Source organism: Moraxella sp. CTOTU46934, assembly GCF_031979465.1.
Taxonomy (GTDB): domain Bacteria; phylum Pseudomonadota; class Gammaproteobacteria; order Pseudomonadales; family Moraxellaceae; genus Faucicola; species Faucicola tetraodonis.
Genome location: NZ_DALZEG010000009.1, coordinates 49,045 through 66,201 on the forward strand (window position 1 = coordinate 49,045; position 17,157 = coordinate 66,201).

Here is a 17,157-nt window from a genome sequence, read left to right on the forward strand (position 1 = left end):
ATAACATTTCACACGATAAAAAGGAACGTGCTATGAGTGTCAGCTTTGATCAACGTGTTGCTAACTTTTGTGCAGGCCCAGCATCTATGCCGACTGCAGTGCTGCAAAAAGCGCAAGCCGAATTGTTAAATTGGCAGGGCTCAGGCATGTCGGTGATGGAGATGAGCCACCGTAGCAGTGAATTTGTGGGCATTGCCTCAAAAGCCGAGCAGGATTTGCGCAAGCTGATGAACATTCCTGACAATTATAAAGTGCTATTTTTGCAAGGTGGCGCAAGCTTGCAGTTTTCAGCCATTCCATTGAATTTACTCAAAGGGGAGGCTGATTATTTAGACACCGGCATTTGGTCTAAAAAAGCCATCAGCGAAGCCAAACGCTATGAGCAAGCGGGGCTAGGCAAAATCAATGTCGTCGCTTCTGCCAAAGACAGCAACTATACTATTGTCCCTCCACGTGATAGCTGGCAACTTAATGACAACGCCGATTATTTCCATTATTGCCCCAATGAGACCATTAATGGCTTGGCGATGTTTGATGTGCCAGCGGTCAATGTACCCATCGTGGCGGATATGTCATCTTGCATCCTATCTAGCCCAATAGATGTATCAAAATTTGGACTGATTTATGCAGGTGCACAAAAAAATATCGGTCCTGCGGGTTTGACGCTTGTGATTGTCCGTGATGATTTGATCGGTCATGCCAACTTAGTTTGCCCAAGTATCTTGGACTATAAAAACCAAGCCGATAATGATTCGATGGTCAATACCCCAGCAACTTTTTCTTGGTATTTGGCAGGTTTGGTGTTTGAGTGGTTACTTGAGCAAGGGGGTGTCGAGGCAATCTATCAACAAAATTTGTTAAAAGCGCAAAAGCTGTATGAATTTATCGACCAAAGCGATTTTTACCAAAACCCTGTCAACAAAGACAACCGCTCAATCATGAATGTACCCTTCACCTTGGCAGATAGTCAACTTGATAAAACCTTCTTAGCTAAAGCCGACGAAGCCGGATTGTTGAATCTTAAAGGGCACCGTACAGTGGGCGGCATGCGCGCCAGTATTTATAACGCGATTGATTTGGCGACCATTGAAAAGTTAATCAAATTTATGCAGCAGTTTGAACAAACTAGCGTATAAAAAGATTTAATAATCGTGCTACATTAAGACTTAACATAAAATGCTTGTTAAGTCTTTTTTATAGTTAGCGGGTGTGGGGCATATGAGAGATAACAGCTAGCAATACCAAGGGTTTTTGAAAAATAGTTGAAGGGGTCAGGGGGATGCAAGTGAAAAAAGACAGGGCGATAAAACCAGCCCACTGGATGAGGGCAATCACTCGCCAGACATTTGGCAAAAAATGCTGGGTGCTGGGCTTATTAGTGGTAGCCTCTGCTGCCAATACTGCTATCATCACTGGCACATCTATCGCTCACAACAGCACCGCACAATTTGCCCATGTCTCTCATTTACCCTATGCCAATCCCAACGCCCCCAAAGGCGGTGTGTTGAGCCTATCTGCCATCGGCACCTTTGACAGCATTAATAAATGGATTGATGTCGGTACCCCTGTGACCGGCACCGATTATTTGTTTGAAAGTTTGATGACAGGCTCGCTCTCTGAAGCGTTTGTGCAGTACCCACTACTGGCGGATAAAGTCACTTATGACCCAGATGACCCAAGCTGGGTTATCTATCACATCAACCCTAAAGCCTATTTTTGGGATGGCACGCCTGTGACTGCGCAAGATGTCAAAGCCAGTATGGATGCACTGCTCACAAAAGGCGTGATGAGTATGCGTAGCTATCTATCCGATGTCAAAGAGACCCAAGTGATAGATCGACAAACCGTCAAATTTATTTTTAAATCTAAAGACAACCAAGAAATCAAACTGACCGTGGCGCAAATGCCGATTTGGTCAAAAAAATCGATTGATGGCTATTTTGATAAAGTCGGACTGACGCCACTGATGGGCAGTGGCGCGTATAAAGTCGGCACAATCGATGCAGGACGCGCCATTACCTATGTGCGCGACCCCAATTATTGGGGCGCCAAACCTGACGCAGGCGTGGTGGTGAATGTCGGTCGTTATAATTTTGACCAAATTAAGTATGTGTATTATCAAAACCCCGAAGTGGCATTTGAAGGCTTTAAATCCGGCGAATATTTTTTCCGTGCCGAAAACAAAGCGCGGACATGGGCAACGGGTTATAACTTTCCTGCCGTCAAAGCAGGCATGATTACCAAAGCGCAAATCGCCAATAACAACCCCGTACCGATGCAAGCGATTGTGATGAATTTGCGCCGACCGATTTTTCAAGACATTCGGGTGCGCCAAGCGATGACACTGGCGTATGATTTTGAATGGCTCAATAAAACCATGTTTTATGGGCAGTATGAACGCTTGCAAAGCTTTTTTCATGGGTCAGCGCTTGCCGCCACCGGCACGCCAACGCCCCAAGAGCTGGCGGTTATCAATCCGCTATTATCTGACCTTGAGCCTATTCAAAGACAGGCTGTTTTAAGCGATTGGCAAGCCCCCAAATCAACTGGCGATGGCTTTAATCGAGAAAATTTATTAAAAGCGCGTGAATTGCTGCTGCAAGCAGGTTTTAAATACCAAAATATGAAACTGTATCAGCCCAATGGTCAGCCCGCCAAACTGGAATTTTTATCCGCCGATGACAAGAATGCGCGCATTGTGCTACCTTTTTTACGTAACCTGCAGCGGCTCGGGTTTGAAACAAGCTTTCGCCAAGCCGATGTGCCCCAGTACCTAGAGCGCACTCGCAGATACGACTACGACATGATTATCGATATGTTTGCCCAAAGTTTGTCACCTGGCGCCGAGCAAACCTATATGTGGGGCTCACAAGCCGCAGACGAAAAAGGCAACCAAAACTCGGCGGGTATCAAAAACAAAGCCATTGATGCGGTGATTGCCAAACTCATAGTGTCAAAGAATCGTGACGATATTGTGCTATACAGCAAAGTATTAGACCGTCTGCTACGGGCGGGCTATTATGTCGTGCCAACTTATGGCAAGCATACTGACAATGTGGCGTATTGGAAATTTTATGAGCATGCGCCGCTGCCAAGCAATGCCATCGGCATCGATTATTGGTGGGCGAACAAAGACAAACAAGCACAAGTCATGCAGTATTTAGGAAAATAATAAGGAATAAAACCATGCTAAAAATCCACCCAATCCCAGCTTTCACGGACAACTACATTTGGGCGATTATCAATGATGAAACACAAGAAGTGATTATTGTTGATGCTGGCGATGACAAGCCTGTTTTAGAGTTTGTAAACCGTGAAAATCTAACCATCACCCAAATATGGGTAACCCATCATCACAGCGACCACATCGGCGGCGTCACAGCATTGGCAAATGCGTTTCCAAATGCCCAAGTTTTTGCCCATGCCAATATTCACCCGCTAATCAATGCCACGCATTTAATCCCTGTCGCTGAAGGGCTCGAATTAACCGCTTGGGGCAGTCCTGTGCAGGTGTGGCAGGTGGCAGGGCATACCGAAAATCATTTAGCGTACTTAGTGACGCTTGATAACCGTCTGCATATTTTTTGTGGAGATACACTATTTCGGGCAGGGTGTGGCCGTGTTTTCACAGGCACGATTGAGACGTTGTTTGAAAGCTTTGACCGTTTTGCACAGTTACATGACGATGAAACGCTATTTTATCCTGCCCATGAGTATACCTTATCAAATCTTAACTTTGCTCAGTTTATCGAGCCCAATAACCCAGCCATTGCACAGGCAATAGCGCATGACAGTGAGTTACGCGAGCAAAATACGCCAACCTTGCCAACCTCGTTAGCCGATGAAAAAGCCATCAATCCATTTATGCGTGCGGTGATTGCACCCAGTGATGAAATGATAAAAACCGTACAAACGCAGACAGGAATTGAGGATGACAGCCCGTTTGAGATATTTAAAGCCTTACGTCAAATAAAGAATAACTTTTAAGGCTAACAATTGAGGCTAATAATGAGGGATAACCATGGGCAAATATATTCTTAAACGGCTGTTGTTAATCATCCCCACCTTGTTTTTGATTCTGCTCACCAATTTTGCCATTGTCCAATCTGCCCCTGGCGGTCCTGTCGAGCAAAAAATATCCCAAATTGAAGCAGAACAAAAACAGGGCGCCACCCAAACCCAACTGTCAACGACCACTTATCAAGGCAGTCGCGGTTTATCGCCCGACATGGTCGAGGCTATCAAAAAACAATACGGCTTTGATAAATCCGCGCTCGAGCGGTTTTGGCTCATGCTGACAAGCTATGCCAAGGGCGATTTTGGTACCTCATTTTTTAAAGGCAAACCGGTGGGCGAGCTGATTTTGGATAAAATGCCCGTGTCGATTTCGCTAGGGCTTTGGAGTACGCTACTGATTTATCTAATCGCTGTGCCGCTTGGGATTGCCAAAGCCAGACGCCATAATTCACTGATGGATAAAACCACCGCGTTGCTGCTTGCGGTGAGTTATGCCGTGCCTGTGTTTGTGCTTGCGGTGGTGTTACTGGTGATGTTGGCAGGGGGAAGTTATTGGCAGATTTTTCCGCTACAAGGCTTGGTGAGTGAGAATTTTGATAAGCTGTCCACGTTTGGCAAAATCAAAGATTATTTTTGGCATTTGGCATTGCCCATCACGGCAAGCACGATAGGCGGGTTTGCGGGACTGGCGTATTTGACCAAGTTTAGTTTTATGGAAGAATTGAACAAACAATACGTGTTGACTGCTCGCAGTAAAGGGTTAAGCGAAAAAAAAGTGCTATACGGTCATGTATTTCGCAATGCGATGATGATTATTATTGCAGGCTTGCCGTCGGCGATTGTAGGAATATTTTTTACCGGCAATTTTTTGATTGAAGTAATTTTTAATTTGGATGGTTTGGGACGACTGGGGTTTGAAGCGATTGGGCAACGCGATTATCCGGTGATTTTTGGCACGTTGTTTATTTTTACCTTGATGGGGCTGATTTTGCAGTTGATAAGTGATGTGACTTATCATCTCATTGATCCCCGTATTGATTTTGAGGGTCGCTAATGCTGATAAAACATCCTGTTTGGCAAGCACGCATTCACCGCTTTCGGCGTAATCGGTTGGGATTTTTTTCGCTCATCATGTTTAGCCTGATTTTCCTTGCCTGCATGGGGGCAAACCTTATCGCCAATGACAAGCCGATACTGGTTAATTATCAAAATCAGTGGTATTTTCCCATCGTCAAGTCTTACCCCGAAACCACCTTTGGCGGTGTGTTCGAAACCGAAACCAACTACCAAGACCCTGTAGTCAAAGACCTAATCAACCAACATGGCTATATGATTGAGCCTATGATACCGTTTGCCGACCAAACGCCAAGTGTCATGCGCTCGGTGCCTTTTCCTGCGCTGCCCAATGCCCAAAACTGGTTCGGTACCGATGACCAAGGTCGAGATGTGCTGGCAAGGGTATTGTATGGTTTGCGTGTATCGCTATTATTTGGGTTGGCGTTGACGGTGGCAGGGTCAATTATTGGCATTGCGGTGGGGGCGGTGCAAGGGTATTTTGGCGGCTGGACAGATTTGGTGGGTCAGCGGTTGATGGAAGTGTGGGGCGGTTTACCACAGCTGTTTATGATTATTATTTTGGTCAGTCTGTTTAGCCCAAGCGTGTTTGTGTTGTTTGGCTTAATGCTGCTCTTTGGCTGGATGGGGCTCGTTGGTCTGGTGCGTGCTGAGTTTTTGCGAGCGAGAAATTTTGATTATGTGCGGTCGGCAAAAGCGATGGGGGTTTCAGATGCCAAAATTATGTTTCGCCATATTTTGCCCAATGCAATGTCGTCAAGCCTGTCGCAGCTGCCGTTTATTTTGACGGCAAATATCACGGCACTCACCACGCTCGATTATTTGGGCTATGGCTTGCCTGCAGGGTCGCCGTCTTTGGGGGAGCTAATCTCACAGGGAAAAGATAATTTGGATTCACCGTGGCTCGCTTTGGCAGGGTTTTTTAGTTTAACGATTGTGTTGTCGCTGCTGATTTTTATTGGGGAAGCGCTGCGAGATGCGTTTGACCCACGGCAGTCTTGAATTAACTAAAATTCAATGCAGCAATCAACCCAAAATGCTGAGTAAACGGAATAAAATCCCTATCGCAAAATAACAGGGGTAATTGATGTTCAACGCAAAAACTAGCAATCATCACATCATTGGCTTTACGAATGGTAATGCCTTGCTTGCGTAATTGGCGGTAATAATCAGCGTATTTAATCGCATTTTGTTGGTTTAAAATATCGTAACATAATAAACTATCAAGGGCATTTTTGGCTTGATTGTAGTCTGTATCAAGGCGAAAACCTTGCAAAATTTCCATCAAAATCACGTCAAAAATCGCCACATTACTTGCCTCAAGCTGCGTGTCCAAAAAATCGGTGTGAGGTGTTGAATGACCGTTAAAATAGTCTATCCAAACGCTAGTATCAGCGATGATAGGCAAGTTCACGCTTCGACACCTGTTTTACGTATTTCGGATAAGTCGCCTTCCCAATGCAGTTTGCCCCGTAAGTCACGGATTTTTTGTTGTTGGCTTTTTTGCAAGAGTAGCTTTAGCCCTTGTTCGACGGCTTCTTTTTTAGTTTTAATGCCTGTGGCTTGTAGGGTCTGTTGCATTAGATTGTCATCTATTATGATGTTAGTTCGCATATCATTTCGCCTTTGTGTATGATTCTTTGATATTATACACATTTTAATAAATAGTTAAAAGGATAAAAATATGAGTTCAGGTTTTGTGGCGGGGACGCTCGTGCATACGGATAAAAGTTTAACCATTCAAGGAAATGATAAATGAACGAGTTACTCAAAGTCAAAAATCTAACCATTAAATCCGCCACCCAAACGCTGGTCGATAACCTATCCTACACCCTGCACACAGGCGAAACCCTCGCCATTGTTGGCGAATCAGGCTCGGGCAAATCCCTCTCAAGCCTTGCCTTACTCGGACTTTTACCAAATAGCCTCAGTATCACAGGACAAGCCATTTTATTTGACCAAAAAAAAGAACAAGAAGTCATTTTACCGATTGAAAAAAATAGCCTAAGCAATAAAAATGAGACCAAACAAAACGAAAATATCTTTCGCCAAATCCGTGGCAAACGCATCGGCATGATTTTTCAAGAGCCCATGACCGCCTTAAACCCCTTGCACACGGTGGGCAAACAAATCGCCGAATCGTTAAGTCTAGCTGGCGTGGCAAAAAAACACTGGCGACAGCATACCCTAGAGCTGCTTTCCCAAGTCAACATTGCCAACCCTGAAAGCAAACTTGCCCGCTATCCGCACGAGCTCTCGGGTGGACAACGACAGCGTATCATGATAGCGATGGCACTGGCGCAAGACCCTGACATTATTATCGCAGACGAGCCAACCACCGCCCTAGATGTGACTTTACGCCATGAGATTTTGGGTTTACTGCATCGGCTAAAACACGAGCGCGGCATGGCGATGATTTTGATTAGCCATGATTTAAACCTTGTCAAACGCTACAGCGACAACCTCATCGTCATGCAACAAGGCAAGGTGATGGAACAAGGGCAAACCCAAGCGATTTTTGACCAGCCGCAACATGACTATACGAAATCTTTGATTTATCAAGATTTTGGACAAAGCTTGCCAATCGTTGCCAATTCACCCAGTGTTTTGGAAGTTAAAGCGTTAACCATTGCTTTTCCCCAAAAAAACAACATATTGGGTCAAACCACCCAATGGTTTGAGGCGGTTAAAGGGTTAAATTTGACCCTTACGCAAGGTCAATCCTTGGGTATAGTGGGCGAGTCTGGTTCTGGCAAAACCACCACGGCTTTGGCACTCATCAAATTATTGGCGAATGCTGCCAAGGTGCAAGGTCAGATTTTGCTGTCAGCCAATGCTCACATGACGGACGTTTTAGCGTTGTCGAATAAAGCCTTTTTGCCGTATCGCTCAGATATTCAAATGGTATTTCAAGACCCGTATGCCAGTATCAATCCACGATTTAGTGTGTTTGAGATAATTGAAGAAGGGCTAACCATTCAAGGTATGGCAAAAACGGAGCGTGAACAAGCCGTGTTAGCAGCCTTAGACACGGTGCGGTTGCCACGAGATTTTATCAGTCGTTATCCGCATGAGCTTTCAGGCGGTCAGCGTCAGCGGGTGGCACTCGCGCGGGCATTGGTGATGAAGCCCAAAATTTTGTTACTCGATGAGCCCACATCGGCGCTTGATAGCAGCACCCAAGTCGCAATGGTCAAGTTATTACGAGATATTCAAGCAAAATTTGGCTTAAGCTATATTTTTATCAGCCATGATTTGCAGGTGGTTAAGGCATTGTGCCAAACGATACTGGTATTGAAAAATGGCGAAACACAAGCGTATGATACGACAGACAATATCTTCAGCCAACCACAGAATTACTATGTAACTGCTCTAATTGCGCACAGCGGTAAAAACTAGCGGGTTTGCTGTCAAAACATTAGAAAGTTAACAATTATCGTGAACCACGTTGTTATATAAGTTTGCTTGGTTATAGCCAATTTACCCTACTCATTTAACCCTAGTGATTTTATTACAAGCACTTATACAGCGACTTGATTACATGCACTTCACTACAGCCCTTTAGCAATTGTTAAAAGTTAACCATGCCAAATTCCATCATTACCGAAGACAAAAAGCCACAGCATGACGTATTTGCTATAGCTGCCTTGACCCCCGCGCAAACCAAATATTTGCCAATCGTGGTGGCAATCGCCTTGTTTATGCAAATTTTAGACTCAACGGTGCTCAATACCGCTTTGCCTGCGATGGCGCATGATTTGAGTCAGCCTGCGTTATCAATGCAGTGGACGGTGATTAGCTATGCGCTCACTTTGGCAATTTTTACCCCGATTAGTGGTTTTATTGCTGATAAATATGGCACTAAGACCACCTTTATGGTGGCAATTGGCGTGTTTACCGCAGGCTCGATGATGTGTGCGGTGTCACCAACGCTCAATAGCCTAATTTTTTCTCGCGTGGTGCAAGGATTGGGCGGTGCGATGCTCATGCCTGTGGGCAAGTTAACGCTGATCAAAAGCTATCCGCGAGAGCGTATGCTGTCGGTGATGAATTATGCGGTGATGCCTGCGATGATTGCGCCAGTGATTGGACCTTTGGTCGGGGGGTATTTGGTGGAGCTTGCAAGCTGGCATTGGATTTTTTTGATTAATATTCCCATGGGGGCATTGGGGATGTGGGCAGGGTGGAAACTGATGCCCAACTATCTACAGCGCAATCCCAGCATGGATTTGCTTGGGTTCTTGCTGTTTGGTGGCGCGATGGCAAGCTTTACTTTTGCGCTCGAGTTTGCCAATAACATTCATGCCGATAGTCTGGCTTCAGCGGTTTTTCCCGTGATGGTTGCTTTATTGGCGTTTATGCTGCTTATTGGCTATTATTATCACGCCAAATACTCAGAATCGCGTAATGGACAACAACCGCTATTTGGCTTGGATTTGTTTCAAGTGCGTACCTTTCGCGTGGGCATCGTTGGCAATTTGCTGACCCGTTTGGGGATGAGTGCGATTCCTTTTCTACTGCCGCTACTGCTGCAAGTGGTGCAGGGTTATTCGCCGTCACAAGCGGGTTGGATGTTGGCACCGATTGCGGTGGGCGCGCTGTTGACCAAGCCGCTAGTCACGCGTATTGTGAAGCGATTTGGCTATCGTAAAACATTGGTGGGCAATACCTTGTTGATTGGCGTCAATATCATGTTGCTATCACAACTTAATCAAACCACGCCGATTTGGTTAAGTGTGCCATTTTTGACTTTTATGGGAGCGTGTAATTCGCTACAATTTAGCACGATGAACACCATCAGTATTGCACGGCTTCGCCCAAGTCAAACCAGCAGTGGCAATAGTTTATTGTCGGTCAACCAACAGTTGGCGATTAGTTTTGGGATTGGCTTTGGGGCGATGCTGCTACATTTACTGACGCCCGCTCGCGCCTCGCTGGCACAGACGCAAACCGCATTTTCATACAGTTTTATCATTTTGGGTATCATGACGATTTTATCTGGGCTGTATTTTTTGCGGTTGCACCGATTTGATGGCAAAGGACTATACCAGTAGTCGCCCTTGTACTCTTGCCCATATTGTCGATACCATGTTGTCGATATAGGTTGCCAAGCCATACCGATAGATAGCGTGGTGATTTATTTCACTTATTTTTATGATAATTTTAATCCTTTAACCCGATTGTCCCTAATTGCTATTCTATTGGCGCAATCGTTTTGGAAAACCTATGCTCTCCAATGCTTTTTCAATGATAATTGATACCCGTTGGTGTCTTGATGAACTGCTAAAAGATGACATCATTGACCAACGTGATTATAATTTGGTGATGACCCATAACCGCAAAACCTTGCATCCCCTGCAAGTGATTGCAGGCTTTCATCTGGTCGATAAAACCACGCACATGGCGCTCAGTCTTGACCAGCTCAATCGCTGGTTGGCACAAAAAGCAGGCGTTGATTATGTACGTATTGACCCGCTGAAAACCGATGTGCCCTCAGTGACATCGATTATGTCATTTGAATATGCGCGCTCGCAGCACATTTTGCCAGTCGCCGTCACCCAAGATACGGTGGAAATCGGCACTGACCAGCCATTTTATCAAGATTGGCAGCTCAATATTGCGCATATCGTGTCGCCCAAAAAAATCAAAACCGTATTAATCAGTCCCGAGCAAATCAACCGCTATCGCCAAGAATTTTATCAAGTCACCAAAGCCATTGCGGGGGCAAACCATCAGCAAAAACGCGCGGATGCCGATATCACCAATGTCGAAGCGTTATTACAACTGGGCAATGCCGCCAATATTGAAAACCCCGATGCCAATGACCAACACATCGTCAAAATTGTCGATTGGTTATTACAGTACGCCTTCGACCAACGTGCCAGTGACATTCACTTAGAGCCGCGCCGAGATAAAAGCAACGTGCGATTTCGTATCGATGGTATTTTGCATACCGTTTATCAAATGCCGACTGGGATTATGACCGCGGTAGTGGCTCGGATAAAAATTTTAGCAAGACTCAATGTCGCTGAAAAACGTAAACCGCAAGACGGACGGCTCAAAACCCGTACCCCTAAAGGTCAAGAAACCGAGCTACGGTTATCGACGCTCCCCACTGCGTTTGGCGAAAAATTGGTGATGCGGGTATTTGACCCAGAAGTACTGGTGCGCTCTTTTGAACAGTTGGGGCTGACAGGGCGAGATTTGCAAAAATGGGATGACATGACCCGTAAAGCTAATGGCATTATTTTGGTCACAGGTCCGACAGGCTCGGGTAAAACCACGACGCTGTACAGTACCCTCAAAAAACTGGCGACAGAAGAAGTCAATGTCTGTACCATCGAAGACCCCATTGAGATGGTGGAGCCGTCGTTTAACCAAATGCAAATTCAAAACAATATTGATTTGACCTTTGCTGACGGTATTCGCTCGTTGATGCGTCAAGACCCCGATATCATCATGATTGGCGAGATTCGCGATACCGAAACCGCAGAAATGGCGGTACAAGCCTCGCTGACTGGGCACTTGGTGTTATCGACTTTACATACCAATGATGCACCCAGTTCGTTAACAAGGCTGCATGATTTGGGCGTGGCGCCGTTTTTAACCTCAGCGACCATCTTGGGCATCATGGCACAGCGTTTGGTGCGTACCCTTTGCCCGCATTGTAAATCCAATAAACCCATGAATGACATTGAGCAGCAGACTTGGCAGGCGTTAGTCAGTCCTTGGAAAGCCGCAGCCCCAGATAGCATCAATCATGCCGTTGGCTGTGAACATTGCCGTAATACCGGGTATCTTGGGCGAGTGGGACTGTATGAAATCATGGTGCTCAGTAATACGCTTAAAAAATTGATTGGCGAAGGCGCTGACTTGTCGCAAATCGCGCAAAAAGCCTACCAAGATGGGTTGCAGCCGTTAAGACTGGCAGGCGCGAAAAAGATTGCCGAAGGTATTACCACGTTTGAAGAAGTGATGAGAGTGGTGCCGTTAACTTAGGCGGCTACCCATTATTTGAAAGACAATAAGTAAAATTTGAAAAGCAACAGGTAAAATTCAAAAATAACCGGCAACAAAAAAGCCTAAACGTAAAAGTTTAGGCTTAATCAATGGTGCCCGGGGCCGGACTTGAACCGGCACGCTCGTAAGAGCGAGGGATTTTAAATCCCTTGTGTCTACCAATTTCACCACCCGGGCAGGGTAGTCACAGCACTGACGCTTGGCGTCGTGTGGTGTCTGTGTCAGAAGTGGGTGCTATTATAATCAGTTTTGTTAACTTTGCAAGCAATTTTTTACGATATTTTTTCGCGTTTATTGCTGACTCGTAATAACAAAACACCCATAATAAAAAAATAATAGTACCGCAAAATGAAAATGGAGGCTGAGGCCGGAATCGAACCGGCGTCCGCGGATTTGCAATCCGATGCATGGCCACTGTGCTACCCAGCCATTTCATTTAGGTTTGCTATGATAGCAAAAATTTTTAAAAGTGCAAGGACTTTTTTAGCCATTTGAGCAATGTAATGAAGGATGGTGAAGGGCATTCGAGCGCTAATTTAGCGGTTAAACATTTTCAATGGATGTTATCACACCGCAAAATCGGTTAAAATAACGCAAATTTTTTGCTAACCGACTTTTTGTTGACCGATTCGTTATTGATTGAGGAACCACCATGACTGCGACAGTTTTAGATGGCAAAGCGTATGCCAAACAAATGGAAGCTGAACTTGCTGAGCGGGTTGCCAAGTTAAAACAAGACTCTGGACGCACGCCGATTTTGGCAACGATTTTGGTGGGTGATGATCCTGCCTCTGCAACTTATGTCAAAATGAAAGGCAATGCCTGTCAACGTGTGGGTATGGATTCCTTAAAAGTTGCCATGCCACAAGCCACCACCACCGAGCAACTATTGGCAAAAATTGCCGAGCTTAACAACAATCCAGACGTGCATGGGATTTTGCTACAACACCCTGTGCCCAGCCAAATCGATGAGCGTGCCTGTTTTGATGCCATTGCACTGGCAAAAGATGTGGATGGCGTGACTTGTTTAGGCTTTGGCAATATGGCGATGGGCGAGCCTGCGTATGGTTCTTGCACCCCGCAAGGCATTATGTATTTATTAGAAAAAAACGGCGTTGAGCTTGCTGGTAAGCATGCGGTGGTCGTGGGTCGTAGCGCGATTTTGGGTAAACCGATGGCGATGATGCTATTAAATGCCAACTGTACTGTGACCATTTGCCACTCACGTACCCAAAACTTGGCAGAATTGGTCAAACAAGCGGATATCGTGGTGGGTGCTGTCGGCAAACCAGAACTTATCAAAAAAGATTGGATTAAATCGGGCGCCGTGGTGGTCGATGCAGGGTTTCATCCGCGCACCCATGCGGATGGCACGAGCGGTGGCGTGGGTGATATTGAGCTGACAGGTATCGAAGCTATTGCCTCAAGTTATACCCCAGTGCCAGGTGGCGTAGGTCCAATGACCATCAATACACTCATCCGTCAAACGGTAGAAGCGGCAGAAAAAGCAGCAGCAAAATAATGGATTTGAATTAAAAAAGGAAGTGTTTGAAGCTTCCTTTTTTTGTACATTTTTTTTGTATTCATTTTTTTACCATGACTTATGACTGGAAATCTTTACGTGACTGTTGTTAAAACTTCCGCTTATAAAAATTCGCCCTATAAAACTTCAATGCCATCAAATACTTCTGACCCATCAACCGTTTTTCACCAACTGATTACCGCATTGCAGCAAGTGTTGCCTAGCGCTAATCTTGCCAAGACATACGTGCCATTATTATCTAAGCCGAATCAACCTTTTTATTTATGGCTTATTGATCCAGATTTTTGTCATGAAGATTTGACGCCAGCGGTGATAGAAAATCTGTGGAATAATTGTCCATATTGGGTGTTTGCATGGGCGTCCGGGCAAGTATTGGCGCAGTATATTTTGCAGCAGCCACAGATGGTGCGCAATAAAGTGGTGATGGATTTTGGCGCAGGGTCGGGGATTGTCGGTATTGCCGCAAAAATGGCCGGTGCCAAACGAGTCATTTGCTGTGATATTGATAGCGTGAGCCTAACTAGCTGCCAAGCCAATGCGCAATTAAATGGGGTAACGGCTGAACTGCTAGATAATTTATTTGAGTTAAAACAGCAATTGGGCATGGATAAAGTCGATGTGCTGTTGGTCGCGGATGTGCTGTATGACAAAGCCAACTTGCCGTTATTAGATGTGTTCTTACAATACGCGCATGATGTTTGGGTGGCTGATAGCCGCGTCAAAAACTTTGCTCACCCGCGCTACCACAAGGTAACGACGTTGGATAACACAACCACCTTGCCCGATATGGATGAAGCCAAGCAGTTTAACCAAGTAGTGCTTTATCGCAGTACGGATTAACTCAGAAATAGCAGGGAACAGCAGTATAGGTAGTGTATGCTCACAAAAAACCCTCGACTTTGCTTTCTATATTTTTAAGGCTATGAAATAATTTGTAACATAGTTATCGCATTATCGCTATTTTCAAGGCATAATAAGCCACACCCCTATTTTTAATCATCTGTTTGTTCAATACCATTCCCGATGTCATGCATCGCGGCATCATTATTGATGACGACAGCTAGATGATTACCTTCCCGTTTTACGTTTAGAAAAGGAATCCTAATATGAGTATTTGTATCACTGCCACAGGATTATATACCCCGCCTTATAGCATCAGTAACGAAGAGTTGGTCGCTACTTTTAACCAATATGTTGATAACTATAATGCCAAAAATGCCGATGCCATCGCCCGTGGTGAGAAGACGGCACTTGTGCACTCGACGGCTGAATTTATCGAAAAAGCCTCAGGTATCAAATCCCGCTATGTGATGGAAAAAGACGGCATTTTGAACCCCGATATCATGGCGCCTGTGATTCCTTATCGCAAGCTTGGTGAAGAGATGTCCATCATGGCAGAAATGGGTCTAGATGCACTCAAACAAGCACTGGACAATGCAGGTTTACAAGGTAAAGACTTAGACGGTATTATTGTTGCTTGTTCAAATTTCCAGCGCGTGTATCCTGCCATCGCCATCGAAATCCAACAATACATTGGTATGCAAGGCGGTTTTGGCTTTGATATGAACGTCGCCTGTAGTGCAGCAACCTTTGGTATCGCCCAAGCGGTCGGTCTGATCAAATCTGGCACTGCCAAACGTGTCGCCATGGTCAATATCGAAATTACCTCAGCGCACCTCAACTGGCGCAACCGTGACAGCCACTTTATCTTTGGGGATGTGGCAACGGCGACGATTATCGAAGAGATTGACGAAAAAACAGCCACACCCAAAGGCTATGAAATTTTAGATAGTCATCTGTTTACCCAGTTTTCAACCAATATTAAAAATGAATACGGCTTTTTGGATCGCAGTGAATTCTTAGCCGCTGGCACGCCGATGTATCCTGATATCGACGCGCCTGTGACCGACAAATTGTTCTTGCAAGAAGGTCGCAAAGTATTTCGTGAAGTGTGTCCTGCCGTGTCCAATTTAATCCTTGAACTGCTCCATAAAAACCACGTTGAGCCACAACAGCTCAAAAAAATGTGGCTACACCAAGCCAATGCCAACATGATTGATTTGATTTTACGCACCGTGTTGGGCAAAGAAGCGGATAAGTCGATTGCGCCTATGGTATTAGCAGAATATGCCAATACTAGCTCAGCCAGTCCCATGATTGTGTTTCACAAGCACCAAGAAAATATGCAATCGGGTGATTTGGGGGTGATTTGCTCGTTTGGCGCAGGTTACTCAATTGGGGGGGTGTTGGTCAAAAAAGTCTAAGCTTTTTATTGCCTCTCACGAAACCCATGCAAATCCCCCCAAAATGTGGCAAAATATCCGATTATTTTGCCATTTTCTATTTTTAAGCCCTAAATTAAGTAAATTAAGCCAAAACTTTTAAGCCATTATTTTTAAGCCATCATTATGAAAGAATCTTTACGTTTTCGCCTTGACCAAATGTCTGACCGTTTCGAAGAAGTCACCGCCATGCTGTCTGAGCCAGAAACCATGAATGACAACAAAAAATTCCGTGAATTATCGGTTGAGCACAGTGATTTATCCGCATTGGTCGATGTCTGGGGCAAATACCGCCAAGCGGAAGAAGATTTGGCAACCGCTGAAGAAATGCTGTCAGATTCAACGGGCGATGGCGACATGAAAGAAATGGCGCAAGAAGAAATCCAAGCCGCCAAAGACACCATCAACGCGCTTGAAGACGTGCTCAATGTGATGATGCTGCCTAAAGACCCGAATGATAAAGTGCCTGCCTTCTTAGAGATTCGAGCGGGGACGGGCGGCGATGAGGCGGCGATTTTTAGCGGTGATTTGTTCCGTATGTATGAGCGTTATGCGGCAACCCAAGGTTGGACAGTGGAAGTATTGTCCGAGAACGAAGGTGAGCATGGCGGCTACAAAGAAATCATCAGCCGCGTATCAGGCACGGGCGTATATGGCCGCTTGAAATTTGAATCGGGTGCACACCGGGTGCAGCGGGTGCCAGAGACTGAAAGCCAAGGACGGGTACATACTTCGGCTTGCACGGTTGCGGTGATGCCAGAGGTTGAGATTGATGATACCGTAGACATCAACCCTGCTGACTTGCGTATCGATACTTATCGTGCCAGTGGGGCAGGTGGTCAGCATATCAATAAAACCGACTCTGCGGTGCGTATCACCCATATTCCAACAGGCACAGTGGTTGAATGTCAGCAAGAGCGTAGCCAACACGCCAACCGCGATAAAGCCATGAAAATGCTGGTATCCAAAATTCAGCAAGAAAAAGTACAAAAACAAATCGATGCGTCAAGCGATATGCGTCGCAATTTGGTCGGTAGTGGTGATCGCTCGGAGCGCATTCGCACTTATAATTTTCCCCAAGGGCGTATGACCGACCACCGTATTAATTTAACCTTGTACAAACTCGATGCCATTATGCAGGGTGACTTAGATGAGTTACTTGATAGCCTACTGCGTGAGCACCAAGCTGACTTGATGGCATCGGTGAGTGGGGAAGAATAA

14 protein-coding genes and 2 tRNA genes are annotated in these 17,157 nt (G+C 45.5%); 12 read left to right on the forward strand and 4 right to left on the reverse strand.

Translation table 11 applies throughout. The features are described from left to right. The first annotated feature begins 32 nt into the window (after nucleotides 1-32). From serC to RTN07_RS08175, 5 genes are all read left to right on the forward strand, one after another. A complete protein-coding gene (gene serC, locus RTN07_RS08155; protein ID WP_312177290.1) occupies nucleotides 33-1,136 on the forward strand; it encodes a 3-phosphoserine/phosphohydroxythreonine transaminase in 1,104 nt (367 codons plus the stop codon). A 143-nt stretch (nucleotides 1,137-1,279) separates the two neighbouring features. Then, nucleotides 1,280-3,172, forward strand: coding sequence for an extracellular solute-binding protein (locus RTN07_RS08160; RefSeq protein ID WP_312177292.1), 1,893 nt, complete (start codon nucleotides 1,280-1,282; stop codon nucleotides 3,170-3,172). Between the two features lie 14 nt (nucleotides 3,173-3,186). Next, nucleotides 3,187-3,987 (forward strand): hydroxyacylglutathione hydrolase, encoded by an 801-nt coding sequence (gloB, locus tag RTN07_RS08165; protein ID WP_312177294.1) that lies wholly within the window; start codon nucleotides 3,187-3,189, stop codon nucleotides 3,985-3,987. A 34-nt stretch (nucleotides 3,988-4,021) separates the two neighbouring features. Next, nucleotides 4,022-5,071, forward strand: coding sequence for a microcin C ABC transporter permease YejB (yejB, locus tag RTN07_RS08170; protein WP_312177296.1), 1,050 nt, complete (start codon nucleotides 4,022-4,024; stop codon nucleotides 5,069-5,071). Further along, on the forward strand, nucleotides 5,071-6,093 hold the full coding sequence (locus RTN07_RS08175) for an ABC transporter permease (RefSeq protein WP_312177298.1): 1,023 nt from the start codon (nucleotides 5,071-5,073) through the stop codon (nucleotides 6,091-6,093). Before yejB ends, RTN07_RS08175 begins: the two co-directional genes overlap by 1 nt. Before the next feature lies 1 nt (nucleotide 6,094). Here RTN07_RS08175 and vapC read toward each other — a convergent pair whose 3' ends face one another. Continuing rightward, the gene (vapC, locus tag RTN07_RS08180; protein WP_007114941.1) at nucleotides 6,095-6,505 is read right to left on the reverse strand and encodes a type II toxin-antitoxin system VapC family toxin; all 411 of its coding nucleotides are present in this window, start codon (nucleotides 6,503-6,505) and stop codon (nucleotides 6,095-6,097) included. Next, nucleotides 6,502-6,705, reverse strand: a complete 204-nt coding sequence (locus tag RTN07_RS08185; protein WP_060994389.1) for a type II toxin-antitoxin system VapB family antitoxin — start codon at nucleotides 6,703-6,705, stop codon at nucleotides 6,502-6,504. Before RTN07_RS08185 ends, vapC begins: the two co-directional genes overlap by 4 nt. Before the next feature lie 141 nt (nucleotides 6,706-6,846). On the opposite strand from RTN07_RS08185, the gene RTN07_RS08190 reads away from it, so the two are divergent. From RTN07_RS08190 to tfpB, 3 genes are all read left to right on the forward strand, one after another. Then, on the forward strand, nucleotides 6,847-8,490 hold the full coding sequence (locus RTN07_RS08190; RefSeq protein WP_312177300.1) for an ATP-binding cassette domain-containing protein: 1,644 nt from the start codon (nucleotides 6,847-6,849) through the stop codon (nucleotides 8,488-8,490). Nucleotides 8,491-8,675: 185 nt separating this feature from the next. After that, the gene (locus RTN07_RS08195; RefSeq protein WP_312177302.1) at nucleotides 8,676-10,145 is read left to right on the forward strand and encodes a DHA2 family efflux MFS transporter permease subunit; all 1,470 of its coding nucleotides are present in this window, start codon (nucleotides 8,676-8,678) and stop codon (nucleotides 10,143-10,145) included. 172 nt (nucleotides 10,146-10,317) lie between these two features. Then, nucleotides 10,318-12,090 (forward strand): type IV pilus assembly ATPase TfpB, encoded by a 1,773-nt coding sequence (gene tfpB, locus RTN07_RS08200; RefSeq protein ID WP_312177304.1) that lies wholly within the window; start codon nucleotides 10,318-10,320, stop codon nucleotides 12,088-12,090. 111 nt (nucleotides 12,091-12,201) lie between these two features. Here the strand turns inward: tfpB and RTN07_RS08205 are convergent. Together RTN07_RS08205 and RTN07_RS08210 are read right to left on the reverse strand one after the other, a co-directional pair. After that, nucleotides 12,202-12,288: transfer RNA gene (locus RTN07_RS08205), tRNA-Leu, on the reverse strand. Nucleotides 12,289-12,466: 178 nt separating this feature from the next. Beyond that, nucleotides 12,467-12,540, reverse strand: a tRNA-Cys gene (locus RTN07_RS08210). Between the two features lie 223 nt (nucleotides 12,541-12,763). Here RTN07_RS08210 and folD point away from each other — a divergent pair. The 4 genes from folD (at nucleotide 12,764) to prfA (ending at nucleotide 17,157) form a co-directional block, all read left to right on the forward strand. Continuing rightward, a complete protein-coding gene (gene folD, locus RTN07_RS08215) occupies nucleotides 12,764-13,633 on the forward strand; it encodes a bifunctional methylenetetrahydrofolate dehydrogenase/methenyltetrahydrofolate cyclohydrolase FolD (protein WP_036589930.1) in 870 nt (289 codons plus the stop codon). Nucleotides 13,634-13,783: 150 nt separating this feature from the next. Beyond that, nucleotides 13,784-14,494, forward strand: coding sequence for a class I SAM-dependent methyltransferase (locus RTN07_RS08220; protein ID WP_312177308.1), 711 nt, complete (start codon nucleotides 13,784-13,786; stop codon nucleotides 14,492-14,494). Between the two features lie 266 nt (nucleotides 14,495-14,760). After that, nucleotides 14,761-15,918 (forward strand): beta-ketoacyl-ACP synthase III, encoded by a 1,158-nt coding sequence (locus RTN07_RS08225; RefSeq protein WP_188875005.1) that lies wholly within the window; start codon nucleotides 14,761-14,763, stop codon nucleotides 15,916-15,918. 144 nt (nucleotides 15,919-16,062) lie between these two features. Next, on the forward strand, nucleotides 16,063-17,157 hold the full coding sequence (gene prfA / locus RTN07_RS08230) for a peptide chain release factor 1 (protein WP_128679832.1): 1,095 nt from the start codon (nucleotides 16,063-16,065) through the stop codon (nucleotides 17,155-17,157).

Excerpts from the sequence above, each read along its gene's own strand:
- gloB (WP_312177294.1), top strand. The coding sequence starts at position 3,187 with ATGCTAAAAATCCACCCAATCCCAGCTTTCACGGACAACTACATTTGG.
- prfA (WP_128679832.1), top strand. The coding sequence starts at position 16,063 with ATGAAAGAATCTTTACGTTTTCGCCTTGACCAAATGTCTGACCGTTTC.
- RTN07_RS08225 (WP_188875005.1), top strand. The coding sequence starts at position 14,761 with ATGAGTATTTGTATCACTGCCACAGGATTATATACCCCGCCTTATAGC.
- tfpB (WP_312177304.1), top strand. The coding sequence starts at position 10,318 with ATGCTCTCCAATGCTTTTTCAATGATAATTGATACCCGTTGGTGTCTT.
- RTN07_RS08175 (WP_312177298.1), top strand. The coding sequence starts at position 5,071 with ATGCTGATAAAACATCCTGTTTGGCAAGCACGCATTCACCGCTTTCGG.
- RTN07_RS08185 (WP_060994389.1), bottom strand. The coding sequence starts at position 6,705 with ATGCGAACTAACATCATAATAGATGACAATCTAATGCAACAGACCCTA.
- folD (WP_036589930.1), top strand. The coding sequence starts at position 12,764 with ATGACTGCGACAGTTTTAGATGGCAAAGCGTATGCCAAACAAATGGAA.
- RTN07_RS08160 (WP_312177292.1), top strand. The coding sequence starts at position 1,280 with ATGCAAGTGAAAAAAGACAGGGCGATAAAACCAGCCCACTGGATGAGG.
- RTN07_RS08190 (WP_312177300.1), top strand. The coding sequence starts at position 6,847 with ATGAACGAGTTACTCAAAGTCAAAAATCTAACCATTAAATCCGCCACC.
- serC (WP_312177290.1), top strand. The coding sequence starts at position 33 with ATGAGTGTCAGCTTTGATCAACGTGTTGCTAACTTTTGTGCAGGCCCA.
- RTN07_RS08220 (WP_312177308.1), top strand. The coding sequence starts at position 13,784 with ATGCCATCAAATACTTCTGACCCATCAACCGTTTTTCACCAACTGATT.
- RTN07_RS08195 (WP_312177302.1), top strand. The coding sequence starts at position 8,676 with ATGCCAAATTCCATCATTACCGAAGACAAAAAGCCACAGCATGACGTA.
- yejB (WP_312177296.1), top strand. The coding sequence starts at position 4,022 with ATGGGCAAATATATTCTTAAACGGCTGTTGTTAATCATCCCCACCTTG.